28 protein-coding genes are annotated in these 24,008 nt (G+C 64.0%); 12 read left to right on the forward strand and 16 right to left on the reverse strand.

What is annotated here, in order from left to right; translation table 11 throughout:
• The first annotated feature begins 193 nt into the window (after positions 1-193).
• A complete protein-coding gene (locus QNJ30_19495) occupies positions 194-520 on the forward strand; it encodes a hypothetical protein (protein ID MDJ0945658.1) in 327 nt (108 codons plus the stop codon).
• Positions 521-845: 325 nt separating this feature from the next.
• On the opposite strand, the gene QNJ30_19500 is transcribed toward QNJ30_19495, so the two are convergent.
• From QNJ30_19500 to QNJ30_19510, 3 genes are all read right to left on the reverse strand, one after another.
• Positions 846-1,499 (reverse strand): DUF3313 domain-containing protein, encoded by a 654-nt coding sequence (locus QNJ30_19500; protein ID MDJ0945659.1) that lies wholly within the window; start codon positions 1,497-1,499, stop codon positions 846-848.
• A 162-nt stretch (positions 1,500-1,661) separates the two neighbouring features.
• A complete protein-coding gene (locus tag QNJ30_19505) occupies positions 1,662-2,021 on the reverse strand; it encodes a hypothetical protein (GenBank protein MDJ0945660.1) in 360 nt (119 codons plus the stop codon).
• A gap of 221 nt (positions 2,022-2,242) precedes the next feature.
• A complete protein-coding gene (locus QNJ30_19510; GenBank protein ID MDJ0945661.1) occupies positions 2,243-2,974 on the reverse strand; it encodes a class I SAM-dependent methyltransferase in 732 nt (243 codons plus the stop codon).
• Positions 2,975-3,790: 816 nt separating this feature from the next.
• Here QNJ30_19510 and QNJ30_19515 point away from each other — a divergent pair.
• Positions 3,791-4,270 (forward strand): universal stress protein, encoded by a 480-nt coding sequence (locus QNJ30_19515; GenBank protein ID MDJ0945662.1) that lies wholly within the window; start codon positions 3,791-3,793, stop codon positions 4,268-4,270.
• A 621-nt stretch (positions 4,271-4,891) separates the two neighbouring features.
• Here the strand turns inward: QNJ30_19515 and QNJ30_19520 are convergent.
• The 3 genes from QNJ30_19520 to QNJ30_19530 all read right to left on the reverse strand — a co-directional run bounded on the left by QNJ30_19520 (position 4,892) and on the right by QNJ30_19530 (position 7,573).
• Positions 4,892-5,431, reverse strand: coding sequence for a hypothetical protein (locus QNJ30_19520; GenBank protein ID MDJ0945663.1), 540 nt, complete (start codon positions 5,429-5,431; stop codon positions 4,892-4,894).
• 3 nt (positions 5,432-5,434) lie between these two features.
• Positions 5,435-5,578: a hypothetical protein gene (locus QNJ30_19525; protein MDJ0945664.1), complete on the reverse strand. Its 144-nt coding sequence runs from the start codon at positions 5,576-5,578 to the stop codon at positions 5,435-5,437.
• An 849-nt stretch (positions 5,579-6,427) separates the two neighbouring features.
• Complete coding sequence (locus tag QNJ30_19530) at positions 6,428-7,573, reverse strand: aminotransferase class V-fold PLP-dependent enzyme (GenBank protein MDJ0945665.1); 1,146 nt, start codon at positions 7,571-7,573, stop codon at positions 6,428-6,430.
• A 97-nt stretch (positions 7,574-7,670) separates the two neighbouring features.
• Between QNJ30_19530 and QNJ30_19535 the strand changes: the two genes are divergently transcribed.
• Entirely contained in the window at positions 7,671-8,453 is a 783-nt protein-coding gene (locus QNJ30_19535; protein ID MDJ0945666.1) for a fumarylacetoacetate hydrolase family protein, read from the forward strand.
• Between the two features lie 338 nt (positions 8,454-8,791).
• Here the strand turns inward: QNJ30_19535 and QNJ30_19540 are convergent, their stop codons facing one another.
• The 7 genes from QNJ30_19540 to QNJ30_19570 all read right to left on the reverse strand — a co-directional run bounded on the left by QNJ30_19540 (position 8,792) and on the right by QNJ30_19570 (position 12,785).
• Positions 8,792-9,421 (reverse strand): class I SAM-dependent methyltransferase, encoded by a 630-nt coding sequence (locus QNJ30_19540; protein MDJ0945667.1) that lies wholly within the window; start codon positions 9,419-9,421, stop codon positions 8,792-8,794.
• 390 nt (positions 9,422-9,811) lie between these two features.
• Positions 9,812-10,156, reverse strand: coding sequence for a c-type cytochrome (locus QNJ30_19545; GenBank protein MDJ0945668.1), 345 nt, complete (start codon positions 10,154-10,156; stop codon positions 9,812-9,814).
• Between the two features lie 256 nt (positions 10,157-10,412).
• A complete protein-coding gene (locus QNJ30_19550) occupies positions 10,413-10,922 on the reverse strand; it encodes a cytochrome c (protein ID MDJ0945669.1) in 510 nt (169 codons plus the stop codon).
• 414 nt (positions 10,923-11,336) lie between these two features.
• Entirely contained in the window at positions 11,337-11,555 is a 219-nt protein-coding gene (locus QNJ30_19555) for an MbcA/ParS/Xre antitoxin family protein (GenBank protein MDJ0945670.1), read from the reverse strand.
• A gap of 84 nt (positions 11,556-11,639) precedes the next feature.
• Positions 11,640-11,780 (reverse strand): hypothetical protein, encoded by a 141-nt coding sequence (locus tag QNJ30_19560; GenBank protein MDJ0945671.1) that lies wholly within the window; start codon positions 11,778-11,780, stop codon positions 11,640-11,642.
• Between the two features lie 171 nt (positions 11,781-11,951).
• Complete coding sequence (locus QNJ30_19565) at positions 11,952-12,275, reverse strand: hypothetical protein (GenBank protein MDJ0945672.1); 324 nt, start codon at positions 12,273-12,275, stop codon at positions 11,952-11,954.
• 297 nt (positions 12,276-12,572) lie between these two features.
• A complete protein-coding gene (locus QNJ30_19570; GenBank protein ID MDJ0945673.1) occupies positions 12,573-12,785 on the reverse strand; it encodes a hypothetical protein in 213 nt (70 codons plus the stop codon).
• Positions 12,786-12,987: 202 nt separating this feature from the next.
• Between QNJ30_19570 and QNJ30_19575 the strand changes: the two genes are divergently transcribed.
• The 6 genes from QNJ30_19575 (at position 12,988) to QNJ30_19600 (ending at position 18,634) form a co-directional block, all read left to right on the forward strand.
• A complete protein-coding gene (locus QNJ30_19575) occupies positions 12,988-14,364 on the forward strand; it encodes a glutamate decarboxylase (protein ID MDJ0945674.1) in 1,377 nt (458 codons plus the stop codon).
• A 431-nt stretch (positions 14,365-14,795) separates the two neighbouring features.
• Complete coding sequence (gene nhaD / locus QNJ30_19580) at positions 14,796-16,172, forward strand: sodium:proton antiporter NhaD (GenBank protein ID MDJ0945675.1); 1,377 nt, start codon at positions 14,796-14,798, stop codon at positions 16,170-16,172.
• Between the two features lie 342 nt (positions 16,173-16,514).
• Entirely contained in the window at positions 16,515-16,877 is a 363-nt protein-coding gene (locus QNJ30_19585; protein ID MDJ0945676.1) for a hypothetical protein, read from the forward strand.
• Between the two features lie 178 nt (positions 16,878-17,055).
• Positions 17,056-17,961, forward strand: a complete 906-nt coding sequence (locus tag QNJ30_19590; GenBank protein ID MDJ0945677.1) for a hypothetical protein — start codon at positions 17,056-17,058, stop codon at positions 17,959-17,961.
• Positions 17,958-18,506: a hypothetical protein gene (locus QNJ30_19595; GenBank protein ID MDJ0945678.1), complete on the forward strand. Its 549-nt coding sequence runs from the start codon at positions 17,958-17,960 to the stop codon at positions 18,504-18,506. Before QNJ30_19590 ends, QNJ30_19595 begins: the two co-directional genes overlap by 4 nt.
• Positions 18,503-18,634 (forward strand): hypothetical protein, encoded by a 132-nt coding sequence (locus QNJ30_19600; protein ID MDJ0945679.1) that lies wholly within the window; start codon positions 18,503-18,505, stop codon positions 18,632-18,634. The genes QNJ30_19595 and QNJ30_19600 overlap by 4 nt, the downstream gene beginning before the upstream one ends.
• A 110-nt stretch (positions 18,635-18,744) precedes the next feature.
• On the opposite strand, the gene QNJ30_19605 is transcribed toward QNJ30_19600, so the two are convergent.
• Together QNJ30_19605 and QNJ30_19610 are read right to left on the reverse strand one after the other, a co-directional pair.
• The gene (locus QNJ30_19605; GenBank protein MDJ0945680.1) at positions 18,745-19,713 is read right to left on the reverse strand and encodes a DoxX family protein; all 969 of its coding nucleotides are present in this window, start codon (positions 19,711-19,713) and stop codon (positions 18,745-18,747) included.
• Between the two features lie 62 nt (positions 19,714-19,775).
• The gene (locus QNJ30_19610) at positions 19,776-20,111 is read right to left on the reverse strand and encodes a hypothetical protein (GenBank protein ID MDJ0945681.1); all 336 of its coding nucleotides are present in this window, start codon (positions 20,109-20,111) and stop codon (positions 19,776-19,778) included.
• A gap of 228 nt (positions 20,112-20,339) precedes the next feature.
• Here QNJ30_19610 and QNJ30_19615 point away from each other — a divergent pair, with 228 nt between their 5' ends.
• A complete protein-coding gene (locus QNJ30_19615) occupies positions 20,340-20,732 on the forward strand; it encodes a hypothetical protein (GenBank protein MDJ0945682.1) in 393 nt (130 codons plus the stop codon).
• A gap of 56 nt (positions 20,733-20,788) precedes the next feature.
• On the opposite strand, the gene QNJ30_19620 is transcribed toward QNJ30_19615, so the two are convergent.
• The gene (locus tag QNJ30_19620) at positions 20,789-21,211 is read right to left on the reverse strand and encodes a hypothetical protein (protein ID MDJ0945683.1); all 423 of its coding nucleotides are present in this window, start codon (positions 21,209-21,211) and stop codon (positions 20,789-20,791) included.
• Between the two features lie 283 nt (positions 21,212-21,494).
• Here QNJ30_19620 and QNJ30_19625 point away from each other — a divergent pair, with 283 nt between their 5' ends.
• Together QNJ30_19625 and QNJ30_19630 are read left to right on the forward strand one after the other, a co-directional pair.
• Positions 21,495-22,229 carry a hypothetical protein gene (locus tag QNJ30_19625; protein ID MDJ0945684.1) on the forward strand — a complete coding sequence of 245 codons (735 nt, stop codon included), beginning with the start codon at positions 21,495-21,497 and terminating at the stop codon, positions 22,227-22,229.
• 419 nt (positions 22,230-22,648) lie between these two features.
• Entirely contained in the window at positions 22,649-23,863 is a 1,215-nt protein-coding gene (locus QNJ30_19630; GenBank protein MDJ0945685.1) for a hypothetical protein, read from the forward strand.
• Positions 23,864-24,008 lie beyond the last annotated feature (145 nt).

Genomic DNA, 24,008 nt, shown 5'->3' on the forward strand with positions numbered 1-24,008 from the left:
ACGAATGACCGCTTGGGGTCATGTGTAGCCCCGTCCGCAGTTCCCGCCACACGCCCGGACCGGCACGGCCACGAAAGGTGACCTTCGCGTCCCTTCGCCTTCCGTTGAGATCCTGCCCCCGATGCCCTACCCTGGCTTGCGTCGTTCCAAGAACCTGTTTCAATCCCGTTTTGTGGAGTTCGGAGGCGACCCCATGGCGGTCCGACATGTCCCGGCGATTGCGGCTGCGGCCTTGCTGCACGCCCTGGTCTCGCCGGCCGACGCGCAGATCTTCGACGGTCGCCCCGACGCGGTCGTCTGCCCCGTGGCGGAGATATCCGGTCGGCCGGGCGGAGACGTCGTGTTCCATCTCGTTTGGCGGGACGACGAGGGCACCACCTACTACGCCCCCATGGGCACGCTCGCCTTTCGGCTCGAGATCGGCGCGGACGGCGTGGTCCGGGCGCCGAAGCTCGAGGGCTGCGACGGCAAGACCGTCGAGCAATTGCGCGCCTCCGGACGCGCCTTCTTCTACGGCTAGCGCGGGATGACAAGAAGCCAGTTCGGCTTCATTTCTGAATCCCGCCCTCTTTCAAAAGCCTAGGGCATTATCCGATCAGATGGAATCGTTCTGCGATCCATCTGGCCGGATGTAATGCCCGAACTTCAAGGTATTGGCGCACGACTCCCGGCCAGACGCGAATGCGTCTGATCGGGAAGTGCGCTAGAGCACGGCCGCGCAGCGGGACGTTGTCCGATCGGATTGGATCGCGCCGCGATCGATCCGGCCGGAGGTAACGCCCCGCCGTCGGAGTGTCGGCCCACGCCTCCCGATCGGACGCGAAGGCGTCCGACCGGGACCCGCGCTAGCTGGTCACGCCGCGCGCCGCATCCAGGGCTTCGCGCAGCTCTTCGGCCCAGGCGTCGACCGAGTCCTTAACGTCCGCCCAGTTGCTCCACGGCGTCGCGCTCATGTGATCGCCGCTGCGACGCGCCACGACGACGGATTCCAGCTGCTTGCTGGAGGCGTCGCGAAACGCCGCCTCGATCGTGATGGAGCCGACCGTCGCGGCGACGGGGCTGCCGATAAGCTGAACGGCATTGTAGGCGGCGCTCGGCACGCTGAGGTCGACGATCGTGATCTGGATCTGCAGCGTCCCCGCGGACGGGCTGTCGACGACCTTGTATCCGCCGTCCTTGAGCTGCTTGCCGATCGACTCGACGAAGTACGCCTGGATCTCCTTCAGCTTCGCCTGATCGAGGTTGCGCATGTCCTCGTTGTTGTAGACGACCTTCACCGGATCGATGATGAACTTGTCGTAGACGGCGAAATCGACGCCCTCGCGGTCGTAGACAACGATCCCTTCTTCGTTGGGGGACCGGGCCAGCCCCGAGACGTCGTTGACGAATTTGTAGTCTTCGATTTTCACCTCTTTCTGCTGAGTCGAGTCACAGCCTGCCGACCCCAGGGCGACAAGAACCGCAAGCATCGATAACGCAAACCCCCGAATCACGGACATCAGTCAGTCCTCCTCCGCGTCTGCCCACCGCGGACCTTCGATCCGCCGCGGCAGACCCTCCCAACGCGCCAGCGCTTTGTACCGCACTATGGCATGCCCTTGCGCCGGCGCGCATAGGAAGAAGTTCACTCGACGTGGGTCGCGCGACCGGAAGCCGGGGCGTCAGCGCCGGTCCGTGGGATCGCCGAGGGGTTTCAAGAAGCCGTCCGCCCATTCGACGAACGCGCGGTGCAGCGCCGGCGGCATGGGCTTCATGACCCGCGAGCCCTCGGGCCGTCCCCAATCCTGCCCGAGCTTTGCCCAGAACACCTGGCGTTCCTCTGCGAAGACCTGGATGAACTCCTGGAAGACGTCGTCGTCCGTCGGGCCGCCGAACTCGACGGTGAAGGCTTCCCGGTTGAAGCGGCGTCGCACGGTGCCGTCGCCCGGGGCGCGAAGTTCTCCCAGGGTGTTGGCGAGGCTGATGACCCGCCAGATGATCTCTATGGGAACAACGTCAGGGTGCCGCCTGCCGCCGGGCATGGCCGTTCGTCCTCCGCGTCAGCGCTTGCGAGGCTAGGAGCGGATGGTTAACGGGACCTTAAGCAAGACCGCGCGTGACGCGGCCGAAGCCCCGGGGCCGTCGTCCGGTGATTCACCGGACCCGCAGCGACGGACCGTTTCGCGCCTGCTCGGCAGTAATGCCAAGGGGCGCTGATAATGACTCATTTGGCCGGGGCGAGCTTCCCGAGCTCGAAAGCGCGTCATTTCGTCGTGACGAGGCGGTAGCCCAAGTCGCAGGCATCGAGCTTCAGCAGTTCGGCATGGCGTTTCGCCCAGGCGCCGCTGTCCAGGTCGTGCGCGAGGCTCCTCATGGCTTCGGATACGTCGCCGACCGCCCAGAAGGACGACATGGCGGCGCGAACTGCGGGATCGAGATAGGCCCGGGGCCGCCGCCAATAGGCGCAGAGGAAACCGTCCGTGCAGTCATGCGGAATGGGAAGGGCCGAAATCTCGACCGGCCCAAGCCAATCCTCGTACGCCGTCATCCCTGGCATCCGTGCCTCGTCCAGGGCCACGAGCGCCGGGACGTAGTCCGCAAGCCAGAACCCCCGGAACGACGGATCGTAGGTCAGCACCACGACCCGGCCCCGGGTCACGCGACGCATCTCCTTGAGGCCCTTCGCTTTGTCGGCCCAGTGGTGAAGCGTCAGGATCGCCATCGACGCATCGAAGGCCTTATCGTCGAAGGGGAGGTCTTCGGCATGACCCTGAACGACGGGGGCCGCCGAGGCGCCCCGCTGTCGGATCATTTCCATCGAAGGCTCGAGAGCCGTGACCTGCCTGTCGGCGGGCTCGTAGGAACCCGTGCCGGCGCCGACGTTCAGGACGGTTCTTGCAGATCCCAGAGCCCGCCCGATCGCCGTCTCGATCCGGGAGTCGGGTCTCCTGAGATCGGAATAGTTGACCCCGATCGTATCGTAGGCGCTGCGCATGGGGCCGGGTAGCATGCCGCGCCGGATTTGTCAGGGAGTCTCCGCTTGGTCCGCAAAGCCGACCTTCCAACGAAGATGAATGAACCTCCGCTTCGGGTCGTTCTTCCCTGTCACCGACCGTTACCACAGACTTCTGGAAACGGGTGCAGTGCGGTCCTCCCGGACTCCGATGTCTGAAACCAGGGGCTAGCCGGACCCTGCCGCGGGCATGGCGTCGAGGGCAAGGTGTAGCCAACTCTGGTCATTGGTCCACGAGCCTGAACCACGGAGAGGCTACGACCTCAGAGGTCAATCCTGATAGAGTTTCAGACCAAATGCGCGATGCGCCGCTTGTGTGGGATTATAGGAGAGCGCTTTGCGGTTCACATTGGTTTATCAAGGGGATCTTCCTCCAAAGGCAAGGTCCTCGGAGAAGTGGCGTATCCGGCGGGAGATCGAGCCTCAGCTTCGCAAGCTATGGACTGTGCCCCCATTCACTGAAATCGCAAATGCTTCGCTCTGCGGGTCCGATCTCCTGGGAGAGGGGTACCGGGCAAAACGGATCGGCTGAGGCTGATTCGCGCGGAGCTCGCAGCTGATCGACTCTCCCCCGGGAACCATCAACTCGACGAGAGAGACCGCCATAGCGTCACGAATTGGCAGAGGCAGGCGAGAGCTGGACCTCATTTGTCGGAATGGGTGAAATGACCCAGTTTGGCTTCGCCGCCGTCAGTCTGGGGATCCCCCAACGATGTGCTCACATTGAAAGCTTGATGAAGAATGCCACGTATGGCGATCTAGATTCTCGAAAGTCGGGTGCGATAGGGAGAAAACGAGATGCTAAAGCGGATTCTCTTGCCTGTAGATGGTTCTGAACCTTGCCTAAGAGCGGTGAGCTTTGCAGCAGAATTGGCTGCGGAACTCCAGGCCTCGATCTTGTTGCTGCACGTCCTGGACAAATTGCCGGCCCGCCGGCAGCTCAAGGATTACTTGACAGCTTTGGAGAAGGACCCAGCCTTACATGAGGCGGAGATCGAGAGTGTCCGTAGCGCCCTATCGAAATCAGGAGAAGATCAAGGCATGGAAATATTGGCGGACGCGGAACAATTGCTTAGAGAAAGGGGGGTTAACGAAGTAAGCACGGCAATCCGCGATGGTGACCCTAGCACAGAACTATTGCGCGCAGCGGAAACAGGTAAGTATGACATGATCATTATGGGCCGGCGCGGCCTTGGTAGTCTCAAGGGTCTTTTCATGGGCAGCGTGTCGCAAAAGATCTCGAGTCTGGCCAATTGTGCCGTAGTCACGGTCAAATAGATTGGCTGTTGCCCACAAAGTTCGGCGCGTCCGAAGGTCAGCGCCATGTCACTTTTCACTACCCTCGTCGTCACCCCGCAACGTCCGCTTTCTGATCCGAAATCGGCCGCCCAGGCGGCCGACCCGATCGGCCGTTCCTGGCCGGTTCCCGCCACTGGCGCTGTTGCCAGCTTAATGACGGGAACGGGTCACACCTTGCCGTGGGACGGACCTTCACCGCATGTCCGGACCCGGCACTACAGTGGTCGCAATCGCCTCGAAAACAGATATTGGCTCCGACGGGTCCGGAGTTGGGGCCAACCCGGACGTGGCGGCCCTCCGCCGGGCACGGCGATTTCTAGCCAACACCGGAAATGCTGCGAATTCTCGAATCCAGCGGCGGACCTCCAGCTTATAGCTCTCCCCGCCAACCAGGGACCTTTCAATTGGTTTCACCTGGGTGAGCACTTTGCAAATCAGACGGAAGTCAGGAGGGCCGAAGAAGCTTCCTTGAATGTAGCAGGATTAGTGGACTCCCATCGCGAGTTTGATTTCTTCGTTGAAGGCGCCCGGCAAAAGCTGATTGATATCTTTGGTACAAGGGGGCGTTTTTGGTGGTGATTTGGAGCGTCGACGGCCGGATCAAGGCTTCGGCTCGAAAGAGAGGTTTTGACCGCCGAGAGAGAGCTCGAACATCAGGCCGCCGTCCGCGAGGGTGAAGACCGCCGTGTCGTCGGCGAAATCCAAGGCGTTTGCGGCGCCCGTTGTCACAGCGACTGACGAGACATCGCCCGACATCTCCAAGGTGCCGGCCTTGAAGCGCTCCAGCGCCGCCTTGTCCCTGAAGAAGACAATCTGCCTGAAGCTCATGCCGCCGAACTGCACCCCGAAGGTGAACTGAGTCACGGAGCTTCCGCCGACCACCCTACCCTGTTCGTAGACCGTGCCGCTGCCACCGGCGCCACCCAGAATCAGACCGCCCTTGGTCACCGCTGGGAACACCGCATAGCCGTGGGACTTGGCGAAGAAAATCTTGGTGCGGGGATTGTCCTCCTTGAAAGCGGCAATGGCCTCTTCCGCCAACCTTTGCGAGGCCGCGTCCCAGCCAGCGGCAGCAGGGCCGCTCCAAGCCCCAATGACCAGACACAGCCCGAGGACGCTTTGTGCAACGAAGCGGATCATGGTTCAGCACTCCTTTGGATTGGATAAGTCGACAGCTACCTCGAGCGCGACGCTCTTGCCTTCGGTGAAGAGCACGCCGCGAGGATCGAAGGCGATGGTCTTGACCTTGGCGTCACGGCGAAGTTCCTTGTTTCCATTCGCCAGCATTTCTCCATCAACCTTCTCTGCCGGGCAGGATCGTTGCCAACCAGGGCGGTTGACCTGGCGCCGTCTGCTATTGCGCGTCGTCGCGCGGCTTTTGCGCGATGAAGCGCCTCGACAGGGCACGAAGGCCGGCCACCGCCATTAATTCTCGATTGAAATCCGGCCTCACACGTCACGCGCAGTCGGCAGAGCATGCCGGCAGGTTCCGTGGAATTCCTGCCATTTCACGCCAATACGAGCATTCGACCGAGAAATTCAATCGCCGGTGATCGTTCCGATGCCGGCTTGTCGGGTCGGTCTGAGCGCCCTGCGCACATCTCTCGTCATCAAGCCGCTACTGCTGGGAGTGATTTCGCTGCACACGCCATGGTTGCACGAGCTAGGCATGTAATGGTAGGACTTCGCCCTCAAGCAACGTTACCGTGGTCGCCGCGCATCGAATGGTGACCCCTGGCGCCCGCGTTGCTGGCCGCCCTCTCTGCGAAGGCGGTGCGCATGTCGTTAGAGGGAACCTGGATTCAGGTGGCAAGCTCTCAGTTCATTCGAGGGAGGACTAGGATACGCCATGCCTAGCCATGAGAGGTCTGTTCGCTTTGTCGTCGAAATCGAAGGTCGCGGAGTCGGCGTCTTGGTCGCACAGCGATCGGGCTACAAGTATTTCGCGGCGGACCAGAGTACCGCGCGGCTTGACGGCCGAAACTTCGCCTCGCCTTCACAAGCCCAAAACGCTGTCTCGGCGCTCCACGACTCCTCCGCCGCGGCGCCAAGGAGAGGCGGCCGCCACAACTGAGCGGAGCGGATCGCTCCGCAGAGGCATTTGCGGGTTGTGACTTCAGTCAGACTCCGACCTTGCTATGTGCCACGATGGGAGGTTGCTGTCTCAATGTCTTGAAGGTGCCGAAGGAACGTGTCGATGTCGCTCTCGTCGTTATAAAAGTGCAAAGAAATACGTATGCATCCGTCGACATGCGACACGAATACGCCGCGGCGCATCAACTCAGCGGCGACCACCTCCGCATTGGAAACTCGCGCCAGTGTGATCCCCGACCTTTCATCTGGATCAGTTGGCGAAGCGATTGCGTAGCCTGCCGCTGCGAGGCCCTGGTGTAATGACTGCGTCAAGTCGTCGATGCGCGCGGCGATCGTGTCAACGCCGATCTCTTGAACAAGCCGGACTCCAGCGTCGAGGGCGAACACGCCTGGGAATGGCGGGTGGCCTACCTCAAGCGCCCGACCCTCGTGAACGATATCGAGCCGGTCGTAAACCATCTCATAGGGCACGCGGGCACTTCGCCATCCGACGACCGGGAGGTCCACCGACGCCAGAAGATCTTCGCTAACATAGAGCGCTGCGATGCCATAGCCAGCTGTCGTCCATTTGTAGCCGCTGAATAGAAGGACGTCGATGCCGAGGCGCTTCACGTCGATCGGATAAGCCCCCACCGATTGGGTCGCATCCACAATGAGATGAAAGCTGTTGGAGTCACACATGGATTGGAGCTTGCCCAGATTGTACCGATACCCGGTGTGGTATTGGACGTGGCTGGCGACAAAGGCGATCGTTTGCGGATTCAATTCCCGTTTCGCCTTCGACAAGTCCACAACGCCGTTTTGCGACAGCGGCAGGAAGTCGATTTCCGCACCTTGTCTAAGCCATGGCAGCGTCGCCGAGGGAAACTCCTTCTTGGCGGCGATGATCCTAGCGCCCGGATTGCCCAGCATCAGCGCCACCAGGTTCATCCCAAGCGATGCTGTCGGCACGAAAGCGATTTCTTGCGGACTGGCGTTCAGCAGAGCCGCCAATCTTTGGCGGCTCACCTCGGTCCGCTCAATCCACCTATCCCAGTGGGTATCGCCCCCTTCGACCATCTCATCGAAGTAGCGTTTGCCCGCCTCTGCCGCATCGACGGACATGGCACACCCGCCCGCGGTGTTGAGATAGGTGTACCGCTCAAGTGCCGGAAAGCGTTTGCGATATGCGCTCCAATCCGCGGTCAAGGAATTACCTCTTGTGGTCGACCGAGTCGGAGACATTCGCCCGCTGGGAAAGCCAGGGAAAACTCGTCCTCCACGGACTCCATGAAAAGATAATCAGATGAGCAATGAACTTGAACAAAAAATCGCCGCCGAACTTCGCGCCGCCGAAGCAAGCGCAGTACCAATCGAGCCGTTTGCGGCGAGGCTTGGCGAACACGACATTGCTCGCGCATACCGTGTGCAGCACATCAACTCCGACTTCGCGATCTCCGCCGGGCGGGTTTTCTGTGGCCGCAAGATCGGCCTCACGGCAGACGCCGTCCAAGAGCAACTGGGTGTCGACGAGCCGGATTACGGCGCTCTCTTCGCCGATATGCGCATCTCGTCGGGCGGATCCGTCGACGCGTCCAAGCTGATCGCGCCACGAATCGAGGCAGAGATCGCTCTCGTTCTTGAGACAGAAGTTACGCGAAAATATCTGCCCTTAGACGAACTGGCAGCATGTATCGCCTATGTTACCCCCGCAATGGAAATCGTCGACAGCCGTCTCAAGGATTGGCGGATCGGGATCGTTGACACGATTGCCGACAACGGCGCGTCGGCAAGGTTTGTTCTTGGCGAGGACCGATATTCACTCGATGAGCAAGCCCTCGCGCGATGCGAGATGAAGATGTTCAGAAACGGCGAGCTTGTATCGTCCGGTAGCGGAGCTGCCAGTTTGGGCAGCCCGTTGAATGCCCTGTCATGGCTCTGTGATATTCTGATCGATCACGAGAAGCCAATGCAGTCCGGGGATTTGGTGCTCACCGGTGCCTTGGGTCCGGTCGTTCCCATGATGGCGGGCGACAGGTTCGAAGCCGATTTTAGCCTGCTTTCGAGCGTGTCGGTGAGCGTCCGGTAACCGATGTCCACCTCCCATCTCCTGCAACTTGGAGATGTCCCAAAGGGGCTCAACCCAGCCATAGCAATCCTCGTCGCCAATAACTTCTCCTAGAGCACGATGATAAGAGGTCGATTTGACCTCTTATCATCGTGCTCTAGGCGGACCCACCCCCTTCCATCGCTTCACAAAAAATCATACTGCGGGAAGGGAAGGGGGCTGGCTTCAATCCGACGCGGTCGTCCATGGCGTGGTCGCGAAAGGTGGCATTCGGACCATAATTCGATCGCCCAACTACAGCTATCGATCGGGTCCTTGATGGACAGGAACGCAAGAGAAGTTAAGTGCGGCTTCTGGTCTCAGATCACGGCGCGATGCAGAACCAATCCACCCTTCTCAAGCAGTTTAGTGACTGTCCCGAAGCCCACCGACTCAAGTGCCGTACGCTGTTCTTCGACCGTCATATAGAGATCTGAATTCGACATCCCGTCACCACCAACGTAGTGGTCGCAGACGAGATATACTCCGTGCGGTTCCAGGACTGAACGAACGGCTCGATGCAGCGCAGGCACATGCCTTTTGTGACGAAGCTCATGGACCGCCTGATTGGTCACAACGGCATCGAATGGGCCCAAGCCGTCGCACCAGTTGTCTTGCTTGAAATCCAACTGTACTTGGCAGGCCCTCCCGATCATCGAACCCAACCGCTCTCGTGCGAGGTCATGCATTGCGGGTGAAAAATCCAACATCGTGTACTTGGCCGTCGGCAGCGCTTGCAAGATCGATTGAGCGAGAAATCCTGGGCCAGAGCCGAGTTCAAGAACCTGCAACGGATTGGTCTCTAGGGAGCTGAGTTCGTCACTGAAGCGCTGAAAGAACTCTTCACGCCAAGGCCGCTTGGACATGGCACTGGAGGCCCACTCCCGCGCATCAACCATTGAGCGAAGATCGATTGGGCTGGGAACGTCTTTTGAGGTGTCTTGGATCATTCGCAAATGCTACATCAAGGGCCCCAGTGAGACAATCCGCGGGGCAGAAATCGGTCAAAATCGGCAACATGAGCCGCGCTGTCTGAACGTCCGCGTCGTGATCAGCAAGCGGACCTTGCGCAAGGTCACGTTGGACTGCCGTACTTGGCCGAACGCCGCCTTTGCCGCGGAGCTATATTGAATGACCAGGATAGGTTATGGGTCGCCTTGGGAGGACCGCGCTCCGGCCGTCGGCTTTTGAGGCAAGAACGGAGACCTGCGGCGAAGACGCCGCGGGCCGCCTTGCGAGCCTTGCGTGCCCTCCTGGGCGCCGGCAAGTCGGGACCGTCAGTCGCAACGCCGTTCACCCCGGCCGGGACCGGGACGGCCTCCGGCGCCGAGGCCCGGGCCCTACTCCTTCGTCGCCTCGACGAGGAACTCGATCAGGTCGGCGCGGTCTCCCGCCTCGAACACTCCGTGGATTTCCAGGTAGTTGTTCAGGTGTTCCCGCGTCCAAAGGGGGTTCGCGTCGGTCCAGACCATCCGATAGGGAAAGCCCTCGACCGCGCCGTACCTGCGCTCGAAGAGCCGGGCCAGGTGCGGCCCACGATAGCCCGAAGCCGTCGGGTCGAAGCTGTGGCACTTCGCGCACCTGGCTTCGAAGTCCGCGCGCCCCTTCGCCGCATCGCCCGCGGCTGCGGGTTGGGCAAGGGCCAGGAAAGCGAGCACGCTGGCGACAACGATGCTTGGTCTCATTCCGGCTACACCTCGGGTTGGTTGCACGTGACGTCCATGACCGGAAGGCGGTCGCTCGGCACCTTCCTAGCGCTGGCGCCGGCACCGTAACATGACGCACATCAATCGAGGTCCCCTCTGCGACTTCCCGGGTGGGACCAGGCCGGGCTTGGACAAGGCGTGGCAGCCCGGCGGGAGCGATCCTCGGGGCCTGACCCGTGGGATCGGCTCCCCCGCCGCGCGCCATCAAATGAATCCGTATCAACGCGCCTTGGTATCACCTCTCGCCCCGGAAATCGGCGTGGCAGGACATGCAGGTGCGCAGCAGGCGCAAGTACACCAGTTTCGGCGGCTGTCGCGAAAGCGAGCCGGTATTGAGCGGGCGTGCGGCGTAATCCGGTCGGACCGTCGCGGGCAGGCGTTGGGTGCCGGGGCCGGCACGCCGTTCAACCGCCTGTGCCAGGCCTTCGCCGAAAAGCTCTAGGTCCTGCGCCAGCGACTCGAAGCGCTTCCAATCGGCCCAGATTTTCGGTGAAGCCTTGCTCGGGCTTTCCAGGCTGCCTTCGGGAAATTGCCGAGTCAGCCTTGAGCCGCCGTGAGAGGCCACCAAGCGCGCGGCGGCGGCGAGGGCTTGCGGATCGTAGGCTTCTCGGCCGAGCATCATCTCGGTGATCCGCTTCGCCGCCGCATCCATGCTTTTCATGACCAGCCTGCGCTCTTCGACGACGCCGATGCCATCGTCGCCGGCAAGCGACGCCGCGGGAAAGATCCCGAAGACCGGGGTCATTGGAAGGATCACGCCCAAGATCGCCAGAAAGCGGAGCTTTCTCGGTGTCCCGTTCATCTTTCGAACCCCGCGACAGGGGTGAGCTTCAAACGCCCGAAATGTCGAGCAATCGATCCGGGGGACCGCTTCCCCCGGTCGATCCTGTCCTCGGCTATGGCAGGATGGACGCCAGCTTGCGCGCGCTTGAAGGGCTCCGCCATTTTTCCTCCCCGGCCTGGCCCCAGGGCCAGACCTGTTCATGGCCTGTCTTCTTCACCCAAGTATTTTTCGGGCACCGGGCGGATAAGGAATTCCGCAGCAACGCCCATTGCCGTCCTCGTTTGCCGACGCCTGCCACGGCGGCAGTGTCATCGACCGACCCGGCCCCGGGTCGACCCGCCTCCCGCTCGGCGCCGCCCGAGACCTCGGTCGATCTCAGCGCGGACCAGGGTCGAAAGGCAGAGAAGGGTTGCCGGCGAACCACTTCAACTGCCTCTCGACTTTGGCCTTCCCCTCCGCGGACGCCACGGCTTCCAAAGGCGAACGGCCGTCGAGCAAGTGCGTCGGCGACTTCAGCCATCGCTCCGCCTTCTCGACATCCCGAAACGCCCGCACGGCTCTGACGGTGAGCCTGCCGTAGGTCTTGACGTGCACCACCTGCTCTCTTGGCAAGAACCAACGTTAAGGGAGACATCTTTCCGGCACAGGCTAGCCTTGCCTGAGGGCAAACACTTACCACTACATGCCAGTTCGCGGTTTTCGATGTGCGGCGCCGGCCTGCGCGCTCGCAGGCAGGGCCAGGGCGACGGCGATCAGCGCGGCCCGGGACAGTCCGGCGACGGGCCGGAGGTGCTTGGCGATGTCTCGAAGGCTTCCCATGGGGTTCTTTCCTGTTCGGGGTCCGGGGCATCGGGCGGGCGGCCTTTGCCGCTGCCTTGCGCTCATCCCGTCAAGCGGGATCCCGCGGGAAGTTCCCTCACGCCTTTTCGCCCGTGCCGGTATTCTGCCCCGCCGGGCGGGTCCGGATGCCGCAGCCCCGGGGGCCGGAGCTCACTCGGCGAAGTCCTGGCCTTCGAAGCGGCAGTCGCCGGTGGAATAGGTGTTGGTCACCTGGCAGGCCGTGTTCAGGTCGACGATGAAGCGGCCGTCGCAGTCCTTGGGCCAGATCCAGACGTGCAGCCCGACGACCCGCCTGCGCTGGGCGGGCGTGTACTCCGTGAGGTCCTGCCGCCGCGCGATCTTGTCTTTGGTCAGGCCGACCGACTGCAGGAAGCCGGCGACCTCCCGGCTGCAGCCGTACTTCGCGTCCTGGCCGAAAGCCGGCGACGGCAGGGCCGCGATCGTCAGGATCGCGAGCGTTATGGCTGGTCTCATGCGGCATCCCCCCTCGGCGAAAGGCAACAGCGGGAGTCATAGCCCGCTTTGCCCCGGGCCGCCACGCCCGGCGGCCCAAACCGGCCGCATGCACCACGGGCCTTTCGGTCCCCGCCTCTCTGCCGGGCCCGAGGCGGCCGAGGACGCCGGCAACCAGCCCGATCGGACGGGGCGCGCCGGGACTCTAGATCAAGAACGGCTCAGATTGGATCAATCTGTGCCGTGAATCTTGATCAACTTGAAAAGGTCAGAGCATGAGCCACGTGTCACAGCGCTGCGGCGTGACACGATCATGCTCTAGTGGAGGGTAAGCCGCGCGTCGTGCAGCAGGCAGAGGACGCAGAGCCAGAAGCGGTAGTCTTCGCCGCGCTGGTCCGCCCGCGCCGCCAGGGCGCGCTGCAGTGCCGCCATCTTGGCCCCGTCACCGTGCTCCCGGTGCAGCGCCGCCGCTGCCTGCCCCGGAACGACAGGGTCCCAGAAGCTGTGCCAAGCTTCCAGTGACTCTCTCATGACGGGCAGTCTAACGCGTTCCGGCGCTTTCGCCTAGTGTTTGTTTGTACACATACGGGATTTGGCGCCGCCGCGCCGGACCCGCTCCCAGCCATGCCTCTGGCATGTAATGGCAAGCACCTCTCCTCGCACAGCCGTAGCTTCCGGTCCCAAGGAGTCCACGAAGGATCCTTGTTTGATCCGCACACTTGGGAGGAAGAGTATGCCGAACGACCTGCAGGAGTTCGTTTTCACCGACTACGAGGAGTTCCAGAGCGAGGTCCCGAAGGGAGCCTTCCCGAAAGCGGGCATGTCGGCGCGCGCCGCCCAGGCGATGGTCGAAAGCCACATGTGGACCGATTCCAATCCCATGCTGAACCTGTCGAGCTTCGTCACGACCTATGCCGAACCGGAATGCGCGGAGCTGATGGCCAAGCACGCACATGTCAACTACATCGACCACGACATGTACCCCAAGTCCTATGACCTGGAGCACCGGATGGTGACGATGCTCCACGAGCTCTACAACGGGCCCAAGGGCGTCGTGCCCTACGGGACGGCCTGCGTCGGCAGCTCCGAGGCCTGCATGCTGGCCGGCTTGGCGCACAAGTGGAACTGGCGTCAGGCGCGGGAAGCCGCGGGCAAGGATGCCAGCCGGCCTAACATGGTAACGGGCGGCAACGTCCAGATCGTCTGGAAGAAGTTCCTGAGATACTTCGACGTCGAGCCGCATATCGTACCCCTGTCGCCGGGCAACTATCGCCTCACGGCGGAGCACCTCGACAAGTACGTGGACGAGAACACCATCTGCGTGGTGGCCATCGCCGGCTCGACCTTCACCGGCGAGGACGACGACCTGAAGGAGATCCACGACTGGCTCGACGACTACGAGAATCGAACGGGGATCTCGATCCCGATGCACATCGACGGCGCGTCGGGCGGCTTCGTCCATCCCTTCCTCTACCCCGACTACGAATGGGATTTCCGACTGCCGCGCGTGCAGTCGATCAATGCCTCGGGCCACAAGTTCGGCCTCGTCTATCCGGGCCTCGGCTGGGTGATCTTCCGGGAGCGCAAGGTCTTCAACGAAGACCTGGTCTTCTACGTCAACTATCTCGGCGGCGAATCGGCGACGGCGACCCTCAACTTCAGCCGGAACGCGGCACAGATCATCGCCCAGGCCTATCAGTTCGTCAGGCTGGGCCGCGCCGGCTACGAACGCGTCATGCGCCTGACCCTGGACAATGCCGAGCACCTCAGGAAGGCGCTGGTCGACAGCGGCCATTTCACGATCATGAACGAGACCCAGAGCATCCCCGTGGTCGCCCTCACCTTGGCTGACGACATCAAGAACTTCAACGAGTTCGACGTCTCCTTCAAGGTGCGCGAAAAGGGCTGGGTGCTCTCGGCCTACTCCATGCCGCCCAACGCCGAGAGCGTGAACTCCTTGCGCGTGGTCGTCCGTCCGCATCTGAACAGGAACGTGGTCGACAATCTGGCCGAGGACATCATAGGCGCCTGCAAGTACCTGCAGGAGCACGGCGGGACGGCGACGCCGCCGCAACTGCACAGCCACGCCAAGGCGGCGCCGAAGTGCTGACGACTTAGCCCGCGTGGCAGCCCGACGGCGCAGGGGGCAACGTCGGGCTGCCGCTGCACGACAAGCCGGTGCCTTCCAGCGAACCAGGTCCGGTCGGGCCGGGGCTCTTTTAGGGACGAGGCGCAACAGCCTTTTTGATCTCCGATCGCTTCGCTAACGTGAGCCTCGCGCACCGAAGCGCAACCGCACGTCATCCCGGAGAGAGGCCCCGCCGAGCTCGAACATGATGGCCGTCGATGGCGACTTCGTCTTAGGCTGGTTTTGCCCGTCCAGCCCTGCCTTCGGCGTGACCCGAAAAGAGGCTCGAAGCGGAGGTTCCACCCGGTTTCGAGCGCGTCACCGCTCGGTCCGGGACGGCGGCCTTCGGGGCGCGCCGCAGACTGCACGCGAGGGCGCGCAGGGAGTGTGAGGACAAGGAGGGGAGTTCCGCAATGAACACATGGCTGCGTGCCGCGCTCGTCTTGAGCCTGGGCCTGCTTGCGCCGTTCGACGCTTTGGCCGCCGAGCCGCGCGAGGCCTTCCTGGTCCCGGATCCCACAGAGGTGCCGGCGGCCTACCTCTGCCTGGCGATCTTCCTGGTGTCCTACCTCTTCGTCATGACCGAGGAGAAGACCCACCTGCGCAAGTCCAAGCCGGTGATCCTCGGCGCCGGCATCATCTGGGCCCTGGTCGCCTGGCTGGCGCCCGGCTACGGCTTTCCGCAGGAAGAGATCCACAAGGCGCTGACGCACGACCTCGAGGAGTACGCCGGCCTGCTCCTCTTCCTCCTGGCGGCGATGACCTACATCAGCGCCCTCCAGGCCGGCAACGTCTTCGAGGCGCTGCGCGCCTGGCTGGTCGGCCGCGGCTTCAGCTACCAGGCGCTGTTCTGGATCACCGGCTTCATCGCCTTCTTCCTCTCGGCGGTCGCCGACAACATGACCACCGCGCTGGTCATGGGCACGGTGATCATGGCCGTGGGCGCCGGCAACCCGAAGTTCGTCGCGATCGGCTTCGTCAACGTGGTCGTCGCGGCCAACGCCGGCGGTGCCTTCAGCCCCTTCGGCGACATCACGACCTTGATGGTCTGGGTGTCGGGGCGGGTCGAATTCTTCGAGTTCTTCGAGCTCTTCATTCCCTCGCTGGTCAACTACCTGGTGCCCGCCGTGATCATGTCCCTCTTCCTGCCGAAGGGTCAGCCCGAGAAGCTCGAAGCGGCGGTCAGGCTGAAGCGCGGCGCGCGCTTCGCCACCCTGCTCTTCGTGATCACCATCGCGATGGCGATCAGCTTCGAGCAGGTGCTCCACCTGCCGGCCTTCATGGGCATGATGACCGGCCTGTCGCTGCTCATGTTCTTCGCCTACTTCCACCGCAGGACGCGTGCGCCGGACGAGGAGGAGTTCGACATCTTCCACCACGTCGCGGCCGCCGAGTGGGACACTCTGCTGTTCTTCTTCGGGGTGATGTTCAGCGTCGGGGCCCTGGCCTTCATCGGTTGGCTGGCGGTCGCCTCGGAGGTCATGTACGGCGCCTGGGGGGCGACCGCGGCGAACACGACCTTTGGCGTGGTCTCGTCGATCATCGACAACATCCCTGTCATGTTCGCCATCCTCACTATGGGCCCGGAGATGCCGCATTTCCAATGGCTGCTGATCACGCTCACCTGCGGGACCGGCGGCAGCCTGCTGTCGATCGGCTCCGCCGCCGGCGTGGCGCTGATGGGCGCCTCCAAGGGCCAGTACACCTTCATGGGCCACCTCAAGTGGACCCCGGTGATCGCCCTCGGCTACTTCGCCAGCATCGCCGCCCACTTCCTGGTCAACGGCTGAGGGAGCGCGTTCGAGCATCCAGCGCGGCACCGCGGCACTGGCCATCGGGCGGTCTTTGGCACCTCCTGGCAATCATCCACCTTGGCGCAGCCGTAACCTCCGGGATCGAAGTTGTTTCAAGGGATTTTCTTTGCTTGTGGGACGGACTTGGTGCCGGTCGACCTTTGAGAATTCGGGAAAACCTCTGAGAGTCTGCCTTATTGGAGTTTGATCGGCTGCTTGGGGCCAGGCGTCGCGCCCTCGCGGCGCAGGCGCGAATCGAAGGACATCTCCCCAGAATTCGGGAATCGGCCCGTCACCCCGGCCCGGCGGCGGCGCCAAGGCAACTGGAAGAGGGCGCAGATGACGATCGAGGGTATTTGGACCGGGGAGATCTACGGTCCCTACGGCTGGGAGCAGATCGGCGTCTACGTGATCGAGCAGGGGCTGATGCTCGGCGGCAACAACCGGCACTACTCCGTCGGCCGCTACAGCCTTTCCGGCAAGGCCTTCGAAGCCGAGATACTGAACTACTACTACGGCCCGCCGCGCACGATCTTCGGCGAGAAACGGGAGCGCTTCGAGATCAAGCTGACGGGCAGACTCGAAGCTGAGGTGATCGACGGCAAGATCGTCCGCGCCGACCGGCCCCGCTTCGACGTGGTGTGTCAGCTCACCAAGCGCCTGGACCTCCCAGGACGCGCGCCGGCCTCCCGCGCGGTTTGAGCGCACGCGCCGCGGTCTGCACACCGCCGCCGCCTGCGGTTGTGCGGAAACCCACTTTCGTGCTTTGTGATCGGTGCGAGGAGAGTGCCTGGACCCCTAGAGCACGATGATATGAGGTTGAGCCAACCTTATATCTGAATCGTGCTCTAATCTGTTGAAGTAGAGCGGGAGTGTCACGATGTCCGGCGTTCCGCAACTGACCGCCGAGGAGAAGCTGAAGCTGCAGAAGCTCTCGGCCGCGTTCAAGAAGAACCAGCACGACATCGCCGTCCTCGACGCCCCCGGCATGGCGGCCATGTGGTACGGCGCCCGGCTGCACGAGGGCGCATCGATGGAAGCCGCGCAGCGCGAGCTGCAGGGCAAGCTCGGCGCCTGGGGCCTGGAGGACTGCTGGGAGAGCCTGCGCGACGTCGCCGCCCTCGCGGCCAGCAACACCGCCAACGCCCTGGACCTCGCCCTGCTCGGAAAGCTCGCCCAGGACCTGGGGCGAAGCGGCTCCTATTTCACCAAGTACCGGATCTCCAACTACAACGGCAAGGCCTACGTCATCTTCAAGGGCAACCACCGCGCCCGCAGAATCCTCACCGGCACCCGCTACCTGGCGAACAACAGCAAGGTCGTCAACATGGGCGTCGGCAAGCTCGGCGCCGCCAAGGCCATCGCGGGCGGCATGAAGATCACCATCTTCCTGACCATCGGGTTCCGCGCCATCGACACCCTGCTGCGCGAGGAGGCGACCTGGCACTACTTCGTCGGCTCGGTCGCGACCGACGTGGTCAAGGTCGGGATCAGCGGCGGCGCCGGCTTCCTGGCGGCCAGCCTGGTCGCCGGCGGCGCGGCGGTCGGCACCGTGGCCGCCGGCCCGCTCTTCGCCGCCATCGCCGTCGGCATCGGCGTCGGCCTGGTGCTGGAGTACGTCGACGACAGGACCGGCTTCACCCAGTCCCTGATCCAGGGCCTGCGCGACGCCGAGGCCGCGATGGACGCCCAGATCCAGGAGGTCAAGCGCCAGTGGCGCTGGTATCACCGCAGCCCGCAGTCCACGGTCGATTTCTGGATGCGCGTCTTCGGCGCGCGCTATTGACCGGCGGCCTGCAGCCCGGCCGTTTCGCCTACGGCTGCGGCCTGGCCCTGGCCGTCCTCCTGGCGATCGCCTCGGTCTACATCGTGCTCGAGGAATCGCGCGAGATCCGCCAGTCCATCGCGGCGCAGAAGCTGCTGATCCAGTTCGACGCCAACCTCGGCCTCTTCGCCGGCGTGCTGCCGGCGGCGCTCGCCCTGGCCGTGATCTGCCTGCCGCCGCTCTTCGGCAGGACGCTCTCCTCCCGCGCCCACATCGCGGTCAGCTCGCTCTTCGTGATCGCGGTCTTCCTGGGGATCCTGTCGCGCATCGCGGTCGCGGCCTGGATGGCGGACTACTTCGAAGGCCGGGGCTACGTCTACTGCGCCGAGCGCTCCGAGCTCCGGCCCCGGGCGCGGACCCAGGGCTGGGTCCTGGACCCGAGCCTCTGCGACGCCGGCTTCGACATCGAGGACATGACCCTGCCGGAGCTGCGCGAACGCCTGTCCGGAAACCCGGCCGGGCCGGCCCGGCGCCGCCCGGACCCCGGACCGGGAGACCACGCATGACCGAAGGCAGCGACCCCGAGGCGGCCGCCGTCGAGGCGGTGGTCCAGGACGACGTCCGCGGCATCCACGAGGGCGACGTCACGCGACTTGCTCCAGGATCACGCGCGGCCGCGCGAGCTTGGCCGTGAGCGGGCGGCGACGTGACGGAGGTCGCAGGCCCCGCGATGCCTGTTCCGCTCTCGGAGCGGCTGGCGCGGGCGGGCGCCGAAGGGGACGGCGCCCGCCCGCAGGCTTCGGGTCAGGCCCGACGCGGCTTGCCTAGGAGCACGGCGAGCGGCGCCTTCGCCAGGACCTCCGGGCGGAAGGCCCGGCCGCCCTGCCAGGCGACGAGCACGCCGCAGGCCGCCAGGAAGGCGAGCTCGCGCTTGATGGCGTTGAGGTTGTTCCAGAGGCTCGCCTCCAGGCTGAGCTTGCCGAGGCAATACCAGGCGATGACCGCGAAGGCCGCCGCCGCCGCGGGCCGCGTCGCCTGGCCGCTGGCCAGGACCAGCCCGAGGACCGCCAGCAGGACCGGGCCGTCGACGAAGCTCTTGATGTGGTCGAAGCCGGCGAAGAAGCCGCCGACGATGAAGACCGCGGCGACCGAGAGGCGGAGCAGCAGGCCATAGGCGTTCCAGTCGACCTCGGCCGGCGCCGCGCCCCGCCCCAGGACCCGCTGGTCGACGGACCAGGCGCCGGAGCCCAGGCAGAACAGCACGAAGCACATCCCGGACAGGCCGATGTCCCGGATCTGGACCAGGATCGCCGGCGAGAAGTAGGAGGCCGCCACGCCTTCGAAGCCGGGCGCCGTGACCACCGGCAGGGCGATCACGAAGCTCCAGAGCAGGAAGGCGTAGACGAAGCTCAAGGCCCGCACGAAGACCCCGGCCAGGAAGGCCAGGCCCGAGGCCAGCTCGAAGGCCGAGAGCAGGGTCAGGAAGGCGAGCGGGGTCAGGAGCGCCTCGGGCCCGGCGAAGAGGTACTGGTCGAAGAAGGCGTTGATGTAGCCGTTGCTCGCGGTGTAGCGCTCGACCAGGGCCCCGGCCCGCTCGGGATCGAGGGCCCGCGACAGCTTCCACCAGCCGCCGACGACGAAGACCGAGCCGAGGCCAAGCCTCAGCGCGAGGGCGATGCGGTCCGCCTGCGCGGACTCGAGACGGGTGGGCACGGCGCCCCAGAGGCCGCCCCGGAGGCTGCCGGGGACACGGCCCGAAAGACTAAAAGTCATTGGGTCACTCCAAGAATCGGATTTCGAGGTGATGCGGTGGCCGCGCCCGAGCGCGGCCCGGATCAGCCGGCGTACCTCGGCGGCGTCGGCTCCGGCCCGCGCGCCAGCCCGCTGAGGTCCGCCCCCGCGAGACCGCCGCGCGCGCCCGGCGGCGCCGGACCCGCCGGGTCCGACGTCTGGATCAGCCCCGGGCTGCAGGGCGCCTCGTCGCAGTCCCCCTGCGCCGTCTCCGAAGGACAGGGACAGCCCCGCAGCTCGGCCGCGGCCGCCCCGCCCGCGTCGGGCGCCGCAAGCCCGACCGCCGGCGCCGCCTCCGCGGGAGGCCCGGCGGGCGCGGCCGCGCCGGCAACGCTCCCGGCGGCAAGAGATACCACCAGGGCGACAAGGAGAACCCGCACCGCTCTCGCTAAGGCTGCCATGCTCCAGAGATAAGACCGCAGGCCTTTCCCTGGAAAGCGGATTCCGATCACAATGATTTGATGGCAGGACCGGACGGTCTTTCCCTCCCCGGTCGCCCCGGCCGCGGGACCTCCGGGCGACGGCCGGGCGCCGCGACGGGATGGACGTCCTTGGACCCGAGATGCCTATACTGTCTGACCGTAACCGGGCGGCACGGGGGGACTGCAATGCCTTGGCTCGAGGCTCTGCCGGCGCGGGTCGCGCGCGTCTCGATGGTCCTGGCCGTGGTCCTCGGCCTCGGCGCCTGCATCACCCCGGGCGAGTCCCTGCCCCCCGGCGAATACGTCAGCGACGACGGGCGCGAGCGCATCACCGTCGAGGACTCCGGGCGCATCCGCTTCCGGGTCCGGGTCGACGGGAGCGGGACCGGCGAGCTGACGGACCGGGCGTTCGACAACCACCAGATCTGGGCGCAGAGCAAGACGATCCGGCCGGTCCCCATGAAAACCCGGGACGCCGTCCACGGGGTCGGCAAATACACCTGGCGGTGGCGGGACGGCCGGATCGCCAAGACGAGCAAGTCGGGAAAGCTCCTCGCCTGGTTCGCGCGGCGGAACTAGGGCACTATCCGATCAGATGGAATCGCTTCGCGATCCATCTGGCCGGATGTAATGCCCTAGGACCGCTTCTTCATCTTCGAATAACAGCTGCTGCGTGCCGGTCGGTCCAGGTAGAAATAGGACTGATAGACCCTGAAGTAGACGGTGCCCTTGTTGTCGTCCTCACCCAGGTTGCACGAGAAACTGTCGTTCGAGTAGGTTTTGCCGTCCATGACGATCTCGAGGTACCAGTAATCATTGACCGGCACGCCCGAGTAGGAATGCACGTCGTTGGACTTCACCGCCTGACCGTTGCCGACCGTTTTGTTTCTCAAGAGCGTTCTCTTGTTGCCGTCGATGCTGTGGGTCAGCTCTTTCACTTCGATGGTGCGGCCCGTTTCGTTGAAGAAGGCGCCCTTGCAGATGATTGGCCCGCGCTCGACGCCGGCCTTTTCCTCCGGGATCGTGCTGTCGTCGAGGGTGTCGATAACGTCGGTCATGATCCTACTCCTTGAATGGGCCAGCTGGTGGCCGCTTCGGTTCGAGGAGCGCGATGGGCGCTCGACTCCTAGAGCGACAAGCGCGCGAGAATTCCCTCGTCTGCCGTGAAGGGCGCGCGCCGCCGCCCGGGCAGGAGACCGGATGATCGCGCGCCGAGGCCCCCCGGCCCGCGGAGATCCGGCAAGAGGAGTTGCGCTTCGCGGCCCTCCGTCTAGTCTTGCGGGCCGGCCGTCGCCCGATTCGGGTCCGATGCGGCAGCCGGAAACCAGCGGGGGTCGCTCCATGATGCGTGCTCTTCTCGGCCTGGTCTTGACCGGGCTCTGGCTCCCGGGCTGCGCGGCCCTGCCCTCAGAGGACCCGGCCGAGCTGGAGCGGACCTGGCAGCGCGCCGGGGTCATCGTGGTGCGCGCACGCAGCGAGCAGGGGATCGGCCGCATGGAGGATCCCGAGGTCCAGAGCCAGCTGGCCGGCCTCAACGGCGGGGCCAAGCGGCCGGTCATCGTCTACCTCCACGGCTGCAACGGTCTGCCCTGGACGCATCTGCCGGTCTTCTACCTCGAACTGGCGGCCCGTGGCTTCGTCTTCGTCGCCCCGGACAGCTTCGCCCGCGCCTACCGGCCCGAGCAGTGCGGCGCCCAGACCCAGTGGACCACGGCCGCCCGCTTCGCCGAGATCCGCTACGCCCGCGACCGGCTGCGCGCCTTCGACTGGGTCGATCCGGAGCGGCTCTTCCTCATGGGCCAGAGCGAGGGCGGCTACTACGCCGGCGCCTTTCAGGGCGCGGGCTTCGCCGGCCGGATCGTCATGAGCGCGCCCTGCTTCGAGGGCCGCGGCGACCCGCGCAACACGCTGGCCCTCTGGTCGAAGCGCGACACCTGGATGCGCGGCCTCGGCTGCAGCCAGGCGCGCCACAAGCTGGCGCTCGACGGCGACATCCACGCGGTGATCTTCGTCGAAGAGGCCCGCGCGGCCATCCGGGATTTCCTGCTGGAGCGCGGCGGCCGCGGCGCCGAGTAGCCCCGCGGCCCGCCGCCGGGACTGAGGTCCGGACCGGGGAGACACTGCACCTGCTTCGGGCCGCTCGGGTCGTCGGACGCCGGAGGGCGTATGGGGCCAAGTCCGCCAGCCTTCCCCGCCCGCAGGGACCCAAGAAAATCAATGGCGATTCACAGACACAAGTTTACTGTACCTTGAACGCCCGCGTCGGCGAGGCGGTCCTGGCCCGGATGATGGAAGGCGGGACCATCGAGAAGGTCGATGTGGGCGTGAAGGACGGGGCGTCCGCCCATGCCTTCGGGTGAGGAGAAAGGGATGAGGGAGCGAGGAGGCGGGGCACCCACCTCAGATGGGAGGGGACGGGAATTGCGTTCTCCTGTCCCCGCTGCTCGTGACGCCTTCCTTCAGAAAACTGTTACGGATCATATCTGGAGGCCATCGTGGTTCACATCATAGATCATGTGGAGGTTCGCAAACGGATCAAGAAAAAGCAAAGCAACGAGGTGGAGCTGACGCACAAGCTGTTCGACATATTCAACACGGGGCCGCAGATAACGTCCTTGCGGAAAACAGTGAGGGCCGCTCTTGGGAAGGTGCTGGAAGATCAGGATTTGTACCTCCAAAAAGCCTTTGAAGACGAAGACTCTCTACAAGTATGGAAGAATCAAGAAGTACAGACGAACCGCATTGGTGTGCAGACGCTCTATGACCGCCTTGGCACCCAGCCCACCAGGGTCAACGCCGCAGACTGTAACGACTTGTTCCGCTTCATCGGAGCGTGGGTTGAAAAGCACGAAGGCTCCAAAATGGCGGAAGAAAAGAAGAAGGAACGGGCTGGGGCCGGACCACAAGGCGACCCCTGGTCCGACAGGTTTCGGGAAAGAGAAGGTATCTTTCCGGGTGCCAAAAAGAAAACACATGGAAATGTGACGATCGACCAGACGCCCTTTGATGTGCAGCGGGAACTGCTTAGGTACCGCGAGGACAAGCATAAGCTTCATGTCGGCCTGTCGGGGCGAGAGCTCAAACGGATACCCAAGGGCCCCACGGAAGATAGCGTTCTCAAGATCGACCAGTTGTTCGGCTTGCGCGACGTGTGCTCCATTTCCGGAACCACCGCAGATGTCATGTATGTACTCAAAGTGCACGGTGGGGACTTGGGCTCCATCTACCGTGTTCTCCCATTTGGAACCATCGCCGGCTTTCACCACCACAGCATCTTGGAGGTGGCACTCCCACAATCCCTCAAGGGCTACATCGATTACAGGATTGGGTTCTATTCGACCATAGTGCCCCAGGATGCGGATTCTTCACAGCTCACCGGGGACATAAAAAGGGTGGCGACAATCCACGAAGAGTTTGTGAGCCAGAACGGCCTGCACATGATTTGCTTTTACGACAAGGGTTTTCCGGAAGGCGCGATCGTGCTTACCGGTGGAGGGGAAGTCGGTAGATTCCGCGCCTCGCCCCTGAGCCGCGCAACGGTGCTATCGGGTATGGTTCCGGGCATCAAGGCCGGAAGACTCACCTTCAAGGAAACCTTGGCTGCAGTTGAGACGATCGACCCGGCCTTTGCCGGATGGCTGAAGACGGAGTTGTCGAAATCCGACAGGGACAGATACGACAGGGCCTTGAACCTGGGGCTGGTCAGGTGAGCCCAGGGTCTCGACCGATCCAGTTCCGAAGAAACGGTACTGATTGATGTTCGCGGGAATGGGATAGAGCGACCGTATCCTTATACCAAGGACCGTCGGGCGATCGGACGCCGGAGCAGCTATGGGGCCAAGTTCGCCAAGCTTC

It is taken from the genome of Kiloniellales bacterium, assembly GCA_030066685.1.
GTDB lineage: Bacteria > Pseudomonadota > Alphaproteobacteria > Kiloniellales > JAKSBE01 > JAKSBE01.

Coding starts and splice junctions, on each gene's coding strand:
- QNJ30_19495 (MDJ0945658.1), top strand. CDS start 194: ATGGCGGTCCGACATGTCCCGGCGATTGCGGCTGCGGCCTTGCTGCAC.
- QNJ30_19500 (MDJ0945659.1), bottom strand. CDS start 1,499: ATGTCCGTGATTCGGGGGTTTGCGTTATCGATGCTTGCGGTTCTTGTC.
- QNJ30_19505 (MDJ0945660.1), bottom strand. CDS start 2,021: ATGCCCGGCGGCAGGCGGCACCCTGACGTTGTTCCCATAGAGATCATC.
- QNJ30_19510 (MDJ0945661.1), bottom strand. CDS start 2,974: ATGCGCAGCGCCTACGATACGATCGGGGTCAACTATTCCGATCTCAGG.
- QNJ30_19515 (MDJ0945662.1), top strand. CDS start 3,791: ATGCTAAAGCGGATTCTCTTGCCTGTAGATGGTTCTGAACCTTGCCTA.
- QNJ30_19520 (MDJ0945663.1), bottom strand. CDS start 5,431: ATGATCCGCTTCGTTGCACAAAGCGTCCTCGGGCTGTGTCTGGTCATT.
- QNJ30_19525 (MDJ0945664.1), bottom strand. CDS start 5,578: ATGCTGGCGAATGGAAACAAGGAACTTCGCCGTGACGCCAAGGTCAAG.
- QNJ30_19535 (MDJ0945666.1), top strand. CDS start 7,671: ATGAGCAATGAACTTGAACAAAAAATCGCCGCCGAACTTCGCGCCGCC.
- QNJ30_19540 (MDJ0945667.1), bottom strand. CDS start 9,421: ATGATCCAAGACACCTCAAAAGACGTTCCCAGCCCAATCGATCTTCGC.
- QNJ30_19545 (MDJ0945668.1), bottom strand. CDS start 10,156: ATGAGACCAAGCATCGTTGTCGCCAGCGTGCTCGCTTTCCTGGCCCTT.
- QNJ30_19550 (MDJ0945669.1), bottom strand. CDS start 10,922: ATGACCCCGGTCTTCGGGATCTTTCCCGCGGCGTCGCTTGCCGGCGAC.
- QNJ30_19560 (MDJ0945671.1), bottom strand. CDS start 11,780: ATGGGAAGCCTTCGAGACATCGCCAAGCACCTCCGGCCCGTCGCCGGA.
- QNJ30_19565 (MDJ0945672.1), bottom strand. CDS start 12,275: ATGAGACCAGCCATAACGCTCGCGATCCTGACGATCGCGGCCCTGCCG.
- QNJ30_19570 (MDJ0945673.1), bottom strand. CDS start 12,785: ATGAGAGAGTCACTGGAAGCTTGGCACAGCTTCTGGGACCCTGTCGTT.
- QNJ30_19575 (MDJ0945674.1), top strand. CDS start 12,988: ATGCCGAACGACCTGCAGGAGTTCGTTTTCACCGACTACGAGGAGTTC.
- nhaD (MDJ0945675.1), top strand. CDS start 14,796: ATGAACACATGGCTGCGTGCCGCGCTCGTCTTGAGCCTGGGCCTGCTT.
- QNJ30_19585 (MDJ0945676.1), top strand. CDS start 16,515: ATGACGATCGAGGGTATTTGGACCGGGGAGATCTACGGTCCCTACGGC.
- QNJ30_19590 (MDJ0945677.1), top strand. CDS start 17,056: ATGTCCGGCGTTCCGCAACTGACCGCCGAGGAGAAGCTGAAGCTGCAG.
- QNJ30_19600 (MDJ0945679.1), top strand. CDS start 18,503: ATGACCGAAGGCAGCGACCCCGAGGCGGCCGCCGTCGAGGCGGTGGTC.
- QNJ30_19605 (MDJ0945680.1), bottom strand. CDS start 19,713: ATGACTTTTAGTCTTTCGGGCCGTGTCCCCGGCAGCCTCCGGGGCGGC.
- QNJ30_19615 (MDJ0945682.1), top strand. CDS start 20,340: ATGCCTTGGCTCGAGGCTCTGCCGGCGCGGGTCGCGCGCGTCTCGATG.
- QNJ30_19620 (MDJ0945683.1), bottom strand. CDS start 21,211: ATGACCGACGTTATCGACACCCTCGACGACAGCACGATCCCGGAGGAA.
- QNJ30_19625 (MDJ0945684.1), top strand. CDS start 21,495: ATGATGCGTGCTCTTCTCGGCCTGGTCTTGACCGGGCTCTGGCTCCCG.